The 10,951-nt window shown below is 72.2% G+C and carries 10 protein-coding genes and 1 pseudogene; 6 read left to right on the forward strand and 5 right to left on the reverse strand.

Going from position 1 to position 10,951, the window contains the following annotated elements:
* Positions 1–15 precede the first annotated feature (15 nt).
* The 3 genes from glnA to G3I54_RS39655 all read left to right on the forward strand — a co-directional run bounded on the left by glnA (position 16) and on the right by G3I54_RS39655 (position 3,121).
* Positions 16–1,434 (forward strand): type I glutamate--ammonia ligase, encoded by a 1,419-nt coding sequence (glnA, locus tag G3I54_RS22430; protein WP_164616669.1) that lies wholly within the window; start codon positions 16–18, stop codon positions 1,432–1,434.
* Positions 1,435–1,461: 27 nt separating this feature from the next.
* Positions 1,462–2,493, forward strand: coding sequence for a hypothetical protein (locus tag G3I54_RS22435; RefSeq protein ID WP_164616670.1), 1,032 nt, complete (start codon positions 1,462–1,464; stop codon positions 2,491–2,493).
* 406 nt (positions 2,494–2,899) lie between these two features.
* The gene (locus G3I54_RS39655) at positions 2,900–3,121 is read left to right on the forward strand and encodes a hypothetical protein (protein WP_239144504.1); all 222 of its coding nucleotides are present in this window, start codon (positions 2,900–2,902) and stop codon (positions 3,119–3,121) included.
* Positions 3,122–3,349: 228 nt separating this feature from the next.
* Here G3I54_RS39655 and G3I54_RS22445 read toward each other — a convergent pair whose 3' ends face one another.
* Positions 3,350–4,279 (reverse strand): ROK family protein, encoded by a 930-nt coding sequence (locus G3I54_RS22445; RefSeq protein WP_164616671.1) that lies wholly within the window; start codon positions 4,277–4,279, stop codon positions 3,350–3,352.
* A 207-nt stretch (positions 4,280–4,486) separates the two neighbouring features.
* On the opposite strand from G3I54_RS22445, the gene G3I54_RS22450 reads away from it, so the two are divergent.
* The gene (locus tag G3I54_RS22450) at positions 4,487–5,515 is read left to right on the forward strand and encodes a LacI family DNA-binding transcriptional regulator (protein WP_164616672.1); all 1,029 of its coding nucleotides are present in this window, start codon (positions 4,487–4,489) and stop codon (positions 5,513–5,515) included.
* Positions 5,516–5,614: 99 nt separating this feature from the next.
* Here the strand turns inward: G3I54_RS22450 and G3I54_RS22455 are convergent, their stop codons facing one another.
* Complete coding sequence (locus tag G3I54_RS22455; protein ID WP_164616673.1) at positions 5,615–6,460, reverse strand: alpha/beta hydrolase; 846 nt, start codon at positions 6,458–6,460, stop codon at positions 5,615–5,617.
* Between the two features lie 101 nt (positions 6,461–6,561).
* Here G3I54_RS22455 and G3I54_RS22460 point away from each other — a divergent pair, with 101 nt between their 5' ends.
* Complete coding sequence (locus G3I54_RS22460; protein ID WP_164616674.1) at positions 6,562–7,128, forward strand: CGNR zinc finger domain-containing protein; 567 nt, start codon at positions 6,562–6,564, stop codon at positions 7,126–7,128.
* A 313-nt stretch (positions 7,129–7,441) separates the two neighbouring features.
* Positions 7,442–8,296: an SMP-30/gluconolactonase/LRE family protein gene (locus tag G3I54_RS22465; RefSeq protein WP_239144509.1), complete on the forward strand. Its 855-nt coding sequence runs from the start codon at positions 7,442–7,444 to the stop codon at positions 8,294–8,296.
* A 7-nt stretch (positions 8,297–8,303) separates the two neighbouring features.
* On the opposite strand, the gene G3I54_RS22470 is transcribed toward G3I54_RS22465, so the two are convergent.
* The 3 genes and pseudogenes from G3I54_RS22470 to G3I54_RS22480 form a co-directional block, all read right to left on the reverse strand.
* Positions 8,304–9,602 (reverse strand): aldolase/citrate lyase family protein, encoded by a 1,299-nt coding sequence (locus G3I54_RS22470; RefSeq protein WP_164616676.1) that lies wholly within the window; start codon positions 9,600–9,602, stop codon positions 8,304–8,306.
* Between the two features lie 159 nt (positions 9,603–9,761).
* Positions 9,762–10,724 (reverse strand): electron transfer flavoprotein subunit alpha/FixB family protein, encoded by a 963-nt coding sequence (locus tag G3I54_RS22475; RefSeq protein WP_164616677.1) that lies wholly within the window; start codon positions 10,722–10,724, stop codon positions 9,762–9,764.
* Positions 10,725–10,789: 65 nt separating this feature from the next.
* Positions 10,790–10,951 (reverse strand): annotated as a pseudogene (locus G3I54_RS22480) (electron transfer flavoprotein subunit beta); the annotation flags it as partial.

Consider the following 10,951-nt stretch of genomic DNA (forward strand, 5'->3'; position numbering starts at 1 on the left):
CAAGGAGCAGCACCCATGTCCCCCACCCCTCACGACGTCCTGCGTCGCATCGCCGACGAGGACATCAAGTTCCTCGACCTCAGGTTCTGCGACCTGTTCGGCCAGATGCAGCACTTCAGCCTCCCCGCCGCGACCATCGGGGAGTCCTTCTTCACCGAGGGCGTCGCCTTCGACGGCTGCTCGATCCGCGGCTTCCAGTCCATCGAGAAGTCGGACATGCTGCTGATCCCCGACCTCAGCTCGCTGTGCGTCGACCCGTTCCGGGCGCGGAAGACGCTGATCCTCAACTCCTTCGTGCACGACCCCGCCACGGGCGAGCCCTACAGCCGTGACCCGCGCAACATCGCCCGCAAGGCGGAGCGGTACCTCCAGGACTCGGGCATCGCCGACCGCGCGTACTTCGGCCCCGAGCCGGAGTTCCACATCTTCGACTCCGTACGGTTCGGTGAGGACGTCAACGCCGCTTTCCACCAGCTGGATTCGGCGGAGGGCTGGTGGAACACCGGCCGTGAGGAGGACGGCGGGAACCTCGGATACCGGATCCGCCCCAAGGAGGGCTACTCCCCCGTCAGCCCGCACGACCGGTTCGCGGACCTCCGCGACACCATGGTCGCCCACCTCCAGGACTGCGGCATCGTGGTGGAGAAGTCCCACCACGAGGTCTCGTCCGGCGGCCAGACGGAGATCAACTACGTCTTCAGCACACTGCTGCGCTCCGCCGACGAGTTGCAGCTCCTCAAGTACGTGGTGAAGAACACCGCATGGCAGCACGGCAAGACCGTGACGTTCATGCCGAAGCCGCTGCAGGGGGACAACGGCAACGCGCTCCATGTGCACCAGTCGCTGTGGAACGGCGACGAGCCGCTCTTCCACGACCCGAACGGCTACGCGGGCCTCTCCGACACCGCACGGCACTACATCGGCGGGGTGATGCGCCACGCGAGGAGTCTGCTGGCGTTCACGAACCCCTCGCTCAACTCCTACCACCGCCTGCTTCCGGGGTTCGAGGCGCCGGTCAACCTGGTCTACTCTCAGGGGAACCGCTCGGCCTGTGTCCGTATCCCCGTCACGGGTGACGACCCGCGGACCAAGCGGGTGGAGATCCGGTTCCCGGACGCCACCAGCAACCCCTACCTCGGCTTCGCCGCGATCCTCATGGCGGGCCTCGACGGTATCCAGCACAAGATCGAGCCCCCCGAGCCGATCGATGCCGACCTCTACGCCTCCCACGGGGGAACCGCCCCCGACCGGCTTCCCGAAAGCCTCGACGAGGCCGTGCACGCGCTGGAGCAGGACCACGCGTATCTCCTGCGGGGCGACGTCTTCACCCCGGACCTGATCGAGACCTACATCCGCCTCAAGCGGGAACGGGAGATCGAGGCCATCCGCCACCGCCCGCACCCGTACGAGTTCGCGCTCTACTTCGACGCCTGAGCGAAAGGGTGTCTAGGGTCGCGTTCCATGACGAGGACCACTCCACCGCGCCCGCTCGACGTCGAGGTGCTCTTCCCGGAACTGGCTGCCTACCGGGGTACGACGACGCGCCTCCACCCGCGACCGGGCAGCCCGCAGATTTCTGACAGCTCGGTGGGTGGTCCGATGCTGTGGCCGGCGGACGAGCCGTGGCCGGTGTGTGGTGAGGCCCACGGCAGAGGGCGGGGTCGGCGCCCGGCCGACATCCACCGCTACCGGCGGATCCTGGCTGCCGCGTGGGCTCGGGAGCAGAGCCCGGGCCCCACGGAGAAGGAACGGGAGCTCCTGGCCGAGCTGTACCTGGAGCACCGGCTCCCCGAGGCGTCGGAGACGGATCCGCTGCCTCTGATCGGCCTGGCCCAGCTGTATCGGCGGGATGTCCCGGACCTGCCGCGAGGGCCGGAGGACTGCGACCTGCTCCAGGTGTTCTGGTGCCCCTTCGACGCGCACGGCCCGAGCCGGTACGACCTGAATCTGCATCTGCGCTGGCGGCGGTCGTGGGAAGTCCGGGAGGCGTTGGCCCTTCCCCCGCAGCCGTTGGTCGTCGGGTCCGCCGGGTTCGTACCCGAGTCCTGCGTCCTGCAACCGGAGCAGGTGACCACCTACCCGTTCGCCGGCCTCCTGCCCGAGGAGCTGTGCGCCCGGCTCGACGCCTGGGAGGAAGCCCAGGAAGAGGAGGCGGAGCAGCAGCCCAGCGAGAACGCGGCCGATCCGGTCCACTACCAGTACGACCTGTCCATCCCGCCCGGCTGGCGCGTCGGCGGCTTCGCCTCCTGGCACGCCACCGACGCCCACCCCATGGACTGCCGGACCTGCCGCATGCCGATGCACCTGCTGCTGACCATCGACAGCTCGGAATGGGACGGCGGCAGCGGCAGCTGGAAACCGCTTGAGGATCAAGACCTGCCCACCCATCGGTCCGCCACCCCCACCGAAGTCGTCGTGGGCCGATTCGGCGAGCTGAACGTCTTCGCCTGCCCCACCGACCCCGACCATCCGCACCGCTGGAGCATCCAGTAGCGCGGGCGGCACCCCACGCCCGGCTCGGCGCCCCGATCATCGGCGAACCCGGTCGTTTCGGCTTCCTTGCCGGTGAACCTGGTCGCACGGACGTGTCGTCCTCGCAGCGAACACGCCTCGCCGCGAGGGCCGCCTGCCTCGGGCGTGGCATGCGGCGCACGAGCCCGCCGCAGGGGTGCCGCGCTGGGCCCGCCGGGTCGCCTACGCGGTGCCGCTGGTGGTGCTCCCGTCCGGGATCTGGCGGCTGGGCGCGCTGTTCGCCGCGGACAAGCGTGGCGGGGTCGATCGAGGACCGGGCGATGAACGCCTACATCGTCTTCCTCACCCTCATCTCCGAAATCCTCGCCTTCACGGCCGTCGGGCTGGTCGCCCGCTGGGGCGAGGTGTTCCCGCGCTGGATGCCGGGATGGGGCCGACGGCCGCCGCGGTCGTCCCGGCCACGATCGGGGCGACGATCCTGACCCTGGTCTTCACGGTCATCGCGACCATCTCCACGGTCACCCGGTCCAAGGTCAACGGCGATCCGCTGCCGGCCGACTTCCCGAGCAGGGCCGGCGGCTGGGAGACCGTCTACTTCCATGCCTCCTACGCCCCTCTGGTCCTGTGGGGCCCATGCTCGGCATCCTGACGTACGCGTACTGGCGCCGACGCGGGTCGGCGACGCCCGGGCCGCTGATGCCGCGTCGACAGCCGTCAGCGCGTGCCAGGCGACCACCTCAACGTCCCGGCGTCGACGGACAGGGGCGCCATCGCGATAGACCGTGTCGACGCCCGCTGCCCAGGGGCGCCCGGCCTGACGAACCGGGCGCCCTCTGGAAGCTGTCGACGCCCGACGGGCGCTGGGGACTGTCGGGCGCTAGCCCAGCGCGATGGCCGCCGCCGCGGCCCCGACCAGACCCGCGTCGGTGCCCATCACGGCGGGTGCCACGGTCAGTCGTCGGAGGTAGGAGAGCGTGGCGTACTCGCGCAGACTGCGGCGCAGCGGCACGAAGAGCACGTCGCCGGCCCCGGCCACGCCGCCGCCGACCACCGCGATGTCGAGGTCCGCCAGGGTGGCGGTGGCGGCGATGCCGGCCGCCAGCGCCTGGGCCGCGCGCTCGTAGGAGGCGATGGCGACCGGGTCGCCGGCGCGGGCGGCGACGGCCACCGCGGCGGCCGTCGCGTCACCGTCCGGGCCGGGCTGCCAGCCGTTCCCCAGGGCGCGGCGGGCGATGTTGGGGCCGCTGGCGATGCCTTCGACGCAGCCGCGCGCGCCGCAGGGGCACGGGTCGCCGTCCAGGTCGACGCTGATGTGGCCGATGTGCCCGGCGTTGCCCGAGGGGCCGGGCCGCAGGGTGCCGCCGAGGACGAGACCGCCGCCGACGCCCGTCGACACGACGAGGCAGAGCGCGTTGTCGTAGCCGCGGGCCGCACCGAGCCAGTGCTCGGCGGCCGTCATCGCCACCCCGTCGCCCACCAGCGCGACCGACAGTCCGCCCGCCGTCTTGTGCACCCGCTCCACCAGCGGGAAGTCCCGCCAGCCGGGGACGTTGACCGGGCTGACCGTGCCCGCGGCGGCGTCCACCGGACCGGCGCTGCCGATGCCCACGGAACCGGCGCGACCCCACCGCGGCGAGGCCATCAGCTCGCCCAGCACCTCGTCCACGGCGCCCATGACCGCCTCGGCGCCCTCCCGGGCGGGCGTCGGCCGCTGCGCCCGTACGAGGAGGGATCCGTCGCCGTCCACCAGCGCTCCGGCGATCTTGGTGCCGCCGATGTCGAGCGCGGCGACGAGGTCGGTATGCATCGGTGTGGGCTCTCCGGATCAGTGAAGGGGCGGGACCTGCGGGTTCCGTCCATAGTCTGCACAGTCTCCATTCTGTTGACAACGTTGTCCAGGGCCTATGCTCGACGCCACAGCCTCCGATCACCCCCGCGGCGCCCCAGCCGGGCCCCGCTCGGCCCCGGCCGGAGCACCGCAGCCCCGCCCGTATCCGACGACAGGACAGCGCACGTGGACCGGACCGCCCGTCATTCCGAGACCCGCTACGGCAACCGGCCGACCATGAAGGACGTGGCGGCCCGCGCCGGAGTCGGCCTGAAGACGGTCTCCCGGGTGGTGAACAGCGAGCCCGGCGTCACGCCCGACACCGAGCGCCGTGTGCAGGAGGCGATCGACGCGCTCGGCTTCCGCCGCAACGACAGCGCCCGCGTGCTGCGCAAGGGCCGTACGGCATCCATCGGACTGGTCCTGGAGGATCTGGCGGACCCGTTCTACGGTCCGCTGAGCCGCGCGGTGGAGGAGGTCGCCCGCGCGCACGGCGCGCTGCTGATCAACGGTTCCAGCGCCGAGGATCCGGAGCGGGAGCAGGAGTTGGTGCTGGCGCTGTGCGCCCGCCGCGTGGACGGTCTGATCGTGATCCCGGCGGGCGACGACCACCGCTATCTGGAGCCGGAGATCAAGGCGGGCATCGCCACCGTCTTCGTGGACCGCCCGGCGGGCCACGTGGACGTCGACATGGTGCTCTCCGACAGCTTCGGCGGGGCGAGGGAGGGCGTGGCGCACCTCATCGCGCACGGCCACCGCAGGATCGGCTTCATCGGCGACCAGCCGCGGATCCATACGGCCACCGAGCGGCTGCGCGGCTATCACGTCGCCATGCGGGAGGCGGGCATCACCGTCGAGGACGGCTGGGTCTCCCTCGGCTCCACCGAGCCGGAGCGGGTGCGGGCCGCGGCCGAGGAGATGCTGAGCGGCCCCGAACCGGTCACCGCCCTGTTCGCGGGCAACAACCGGGTGACGGTGACGGCGGTCCGGGTGATCGCGGAGCGGGAGCCGCCGGTGGCGCTGGTGGGGTTCGACGACATCGAGCTGGCCGATCTGCTCGGCATCACCGTGATCTCGCAGGACGCGGCGGCGGTCGGCAGGACCGCCGCCGAGCATCTGTTCCGCCGCCTCGACGGGGCGGACCACGCCACGGCACGGGTGGAGCTGCCGACGACGCTGATCCCGCGCGGCTCGGGCGAACTGCCCCCCGCCTGAGACCCCTCGTGCCCGCCTGGCCGAGGCTCCGCCCGTACAAGGGCAAGGGCAAGGACGCGGGCGCCACCCGCCCGCGAGCCTCGTACCCCGTCGCCCCCGTCAGCTCCCGACGCCGACGCCGGCTCCGACCGGCCGGAACTCCCGGGTCAGCAGGGCCAGCAGTTGGGCGGGGGCGTCCTCCTGCACGGTGTGGCCCGCGCCCTCGATCCAGTGCAGTTCGGAGTGCGGGATCAGCGCGTGCAGCCGCTCGGCGAAGGGCGCCGGCAGAAACCGGTCCTCGCGCCCCCAGATGATCCGGGTCGGCACCGGTACGGTCCCCAGCAGATGCTGGAACGCGTCGGTGTCGGCCTGTTCGGCCTGCCGGTACTGCCGGCAGTACGCGGCCCGGCCGCGCTCGCCGCGCCAGGGATCGACATGGGCGGCCAGCACGTCGGGCCGGTAGCCGGTGTGGGTGGCGTGGCGCAGATGACTCTCCACCAGCGCCTCGTGGGCGTAGCCGGGGAGTTGCTCGAAGAGATGCGCGTTCTCCCGGATGAGCCGGAAGAGTCCGGTGCCCCACTCCCCGCAGGCCACCGCGTCCACCAGGGTGAGGTCCGCGTACCGCGCACCTTCCAGGAGGAGTGCCCGCAGGGCCACGGTTCCGCCGATGTCGTGGGCGATGACGCGTGGGCGCTCCAGCCCCCAGTGCTCCAGGAGCCGGGTGAACACCTTCGCCTGCGCCGCCGGGCCGACGTCCTGCCCGTCGCGCTGTTCCGACTGCCCGAACCCGAGCAGGTCCCAGAGGTGGACGCGGTGGTTGCGGGCGAGCGCCGGTGCGATGTCGCGCCAGATGAGCGAGGAGAACGGGGTGCCGTGCAGCAGGACGACCGGCTCCCCCTCCCCCAGCACATCCCAGCGCACCGCCCCGTCCGGAGTCTCGAACGTCCTGGTCAGATGCCCGTTCATGGCGTGCCTCCTGATGTGCGGTTGGGACAGGCGGGGCCTCGCCTGACTTTCGACGTTACCAGCAAAGGCGGCTTGTCGGTAACGTTGGTAAAGTAGTGATCATGCGAAGGAACCCTGCACCCGCGGAGCTCGAACTCGTCGAGGAGTTCTGCAACACGGCCACCCACCTCCACGGCGAGGACGACCTCGCCCGGCCGGAGACGGCGGCCCGGTGGCTCGGTGCGCACGGCTTCCCGGCCCTGAGCGGTCCCGGAGACCTGGCATCGCTCGCGGAGGCACGGGAGACCGTGCGGGCCTTTCTGGTCGAGCGGACCTCGCCGGAGGCGGTCGACGCCCTCAACCGGCTCGTCGCCGCGGTCGCGGGCGCTCCGGCCGTACGCCCCGACTGCACGCTCACGCTGCGGCCGACCTCCGGCGGGGCGGTGGCCGAGGTGGTGCGCCCGGTGCTCGAAGCCCTCCTGTTCCACGGCCTGACCGGGCGTCACGCCACCCGCCTCAAGGCGTGCGCGGCCCCGGAGTGCCGCTGGGTCTTCTACGACCGGGCTCCGTCGTCGAACGGCCTCTGGTGCGACATGGACGTGTGCGGCGCGCGGCACAAGATGCGCGCCTACCGAGCCCGTGGCGGCCCGGCCGCGCCGCCACGACGCCCGAGGGCCGACGGGGCGTGACGCTGGCGTCCGGGGCCGTTGGGGTGGCCGCCCGGCCCGTCGGGGCGTGGTGCCGACGGATCGGCGGGGGCGATTCCTAACGTCGGCCGTCGGCGCCCGAGGGGGCGGCTCCGGCGGATCAAGGCCCGGATGCGCCGCGGACCCGGCCAAACCCGCCGGACCCGCCCCAGGCCCGTACGGCAGCGGCAGCACGTCCAGAACAGGTGCGTACCTCATGAGCCATCTCGTAACAGCGGCGTCCAGGGCTTCCGGCGGACCGGGGGCGGGCGCCCCGAAGCCGGTCCGCGGGCGGCCTCGTTGGCGGCCCGCGGTGCTGGCGGCGGCGCTGCTGCTGTGCGCGGCGCCGATCGCCTCCGCCGCGCCCGGGACGCCGGAGGGACACCCTCCGGCGCACGGTTCGGCGCCGCTGTACATCTCCGACTACGCCGACAACACCGTGCTGCGGCTGCCGCCCGGCGGCGGCGAGCCGGTCACGGTCGCGGCGAGCGGCCTGACCCGCCCGACCGGCATGGCGCTCGATGCCTCGGGGGACCTCTACATCGCCGACACGGGCAACAACCGGGTCGTACGGGTGCCGGCCGACGGTGGCCCGCAGACCACGGTGGACACCACCGACCTCTCCCGCCCCATCGGGCTGGCGTTGAACGCGAACGGCGACCTGTACATCGCCGACAGCTTCAACGATCGCGTGGTGAAGGTGCCCGCCGACGGCAGCGGCCAGGTCACCGTCCCCACCAGCGGACTGCTCCACCCCAACGGGCTGGCCCTGGACCGCGCGGGGAACCTCTTCGTGGCGGACTTCGTCAACGACCGGGTGGTGAAGGTGCCCGCCGACGGCGGCCCGCAGACGACCGTGCCCACCACCGGGCTCTCCCAGCCGACCGGCCTCGCCTTCGACGGGCGAGGAGACCTCTTCGTCTCCGACAGCGGCAATGACCGGGTGGTGAAGCTGCCGGCGGGCGGCGGGCCGCAGCAGACCGTTCCGGCGACCGGGCTCAACTCCCCGTACGGCCTGGCCTTCGACCTGGCGGGCGCGCTGTACGTCGCGGACTTCAACAACGACCGCGTGGTGGAACTGGCGGTGCGCGGCGGCCAACGCACGCTGCCCGTCGCCGGCCTGCGCACCCCGGCGGGACTGGCCGTTCCGCCGGGGCGCGCCGCCTACTGACGCAGCCCTACGGAGCGGTGACCGTCAGGTCTCCCCGGCGGGGCGAGGCGAAGGCGTCCAGGTCCGCGCGGGTCAGGCCGGTCAGCCGGGCGACCTCGGCGGTGTCCAGCGCGCCGCAGTCGATGCCGCGCAGCAGATAGCCGCTGAGGGCCTTGGCGGTGGCGGGCTCGTCCATGACGTCGCCGCCCGCCTTGGCCACGTAGGCGGCGAGCCGGGCGGCGGCCGGCTCCAGGCCCTCGCGGTAGAAGGCGTAGACGGCCGCGTAGCGGGTCGGCAGGTGGCCGGGGTGCATGTCCCAGCCCTGGTAGTAGGCGCGGGCCAGAGCGCGGCGGGTGAGGCCGTAGTGGAGCCGCCAGGCCTCGTGGACCTGGTCGGTCGGGCCGACGGGCAGGACGTTGGTCGAGCCGTCGGAGACACGTACGCCGGTGCCCGCGGCGGCGACCTGCATGACGGCCTTGGCGTGGTCGGCGGCCGGGTGGTCGCTGGCCTGGTAGGCGGCGCTGACGCCGACGCAGGCGCTGTAGTCGAAGGTGCCGTAGTGCAGTCCGGTCGCCCGGCCCCGCGCGGCGTCGATCATGCGGGCGACGGCCGCGGTCCCGTCGGCGGCGAGGATCGACTGGCTGGTCTCGATCTGGATCTCGAAGCCGATGCGTCCGGCGTCCAGGCCGTGGGCCTTCTCGAAGGCTTCGAGGAGCTGGACGAAGGCGGTGACCTGCTCGGGGTACGTGACCTTCGGCAGGGTCAGCACGAGCCCTTCGGGAAGCCCGCCGGCCGCCATCAGCCCGCTGAGGAAGACATCGGTGGTGCGGATGCCGCGATCGCGTACGCCGGCCTCCATGCACTTCATGCGGATGCCCATGTACGGGGCGGCAGTGCCGTTGGCGTACGCCTCCGAGACCAGACGGGCGGCGCGGGCGGCGGCCTCGTCCTCCTCGGCGTCCGGGCGGGGGCCGTAGCCGTCCTCGAAGTCGATGCGCAGGTCCTCGACGGGCTCGCGCTCCAGCTTGGCGCGTACGCGGTCGTGGACGGGGCCGGCCAGTTCCTCGGAGATGCCGAGGACGGCGGCGAACGCGGAGGCGTCCGGGGCGTGTTCGTCGAGGGCGGCCAGCGCCTGGTCGCCCCAGGAGCGCAGCGTGCCGGGCTCGAAGACGTCACCGGGTACGTAGACGGTGTGGACGGGCTGGCGGGTGCCGGGATCGCCTGGGTAACGGCGGGCGAGCTCCGCGTCGACCGCCGTGAGGGAGGCGCTGATCTCCTCGCTGACCGCACCGGCGAGGCTCGTTGCCACCTTCTCCTGCTGACCCATGACCGTACCCTCCACGCTCTCGCTGTTTCCGCTTCCCGGAATCAACAATCCGTATAGTGAAGTTATAAGGCCGCTCGACCTGCGTCAATGGTCGCCCGGAACGGCCCTGGGCCGCACGGTGGGTTCACCGTGCGGCCCAGGGCGGGGTGGTGCGAGGGATCAGCCCTTGCGGGTGTTGATCTCTTCGGTGAGCTGGGGAACGACGGCGAAGAGGTCACCGACGACGCCGTAGTCGACGAGTTCGAAGATCGGGGCCTCGGCGTCCTTGTTGATCGCGACGATCGTCTTCGAGGTCTGCATACCCGCCCGGTGCTGGATCGCCCCCGAGATACCCGAAGCGATGTACAGCTGCGGCGAGACCGACTTGCCGGTCTGCCCGACCTGCGAGGTGTGCGGATACCAGCCCGCGTCCACCGCCGCACGCGACGCACCCACCGCGGCACCCAACGAGTCCGCGAGCGCCTCGATCACGGGGAAGTTCTCCGCCCCGTTGACCCCACGGCCACCCGAGACCACGATCGCCGCCTCGGTCAGCTCCGGGCGCCCCGTCGACTCACGCGCCGTACGCGAGGTCACCTTCGTCCCCGTCGCCGTCGCACCGAACGACACCGACAGCGCCTCGACCGTGCCCGCGGCCGCGGCCGGCTCGACCGGGGCGGAGTTCGGCTTCACCGTGATGACCGGGACACCCTTGGAGACACGGGACTTCGTCGTGTACGAGGCGGCGAACGCCGCCTGCGTCGCGACCGGGCCCTTCGCGTCGGCCTCCAGATCGGTGGCGTCGGTGATGATGCCCGAGCCGATGCGCAGCGCCAGACGCGCCGCGATCTCCTTGCCCTCCGCGGAGGACACCACCAGCACCGCCACCGGGGACACCGCGTCGAACGCCGCCTGCAGCGCGTCCACCTTCGGCACCACCAGATAGTCCGCGAACTCCGGGGCATCGGCGGTCAGCACCTTCACCGCACCGTGCTCACCCAGCACCCCCGCGGTCGCCTCCGCACCCGCACCCAACGCCACCGCGACCGGATCACCGATCCGGCGGGCCAGCGTCAGCAGCTCCAGCGTGGGCTTACGCACCGCACCGTCCACATGATCGACCAGAACAAGAACTTCAGCCATGACAACGCACTCCAGACGAGAAGAAACGAGAGAGAAGAGAGGGGGGGGTGGGCCGAGCGTGCGGGCTAGATGAACTTCTGGCCCGCGAGGAACTCGGCCAGCTGCTTGCCGCCCTCGCCCTCGTCCTTCACGATCGTGCCCGCCGTCCGCGCCGGACGCTCCGTCGCGGAGTCGACCGCGGTCCACGCACCCGCCAGACCCACCTCGTCCGCCTCCAGACCCAGATC

This window comes from Streptomyces sp. SID14515 (genome assembly GCF_010548505.1).
Classification (GTDB): domain Bacteria; phylum Actinomycetota; class Actinomycetes; order Streptomycetales; family Streptomycetaceae; genus Streptomyces; species Streptomyces caviscabies.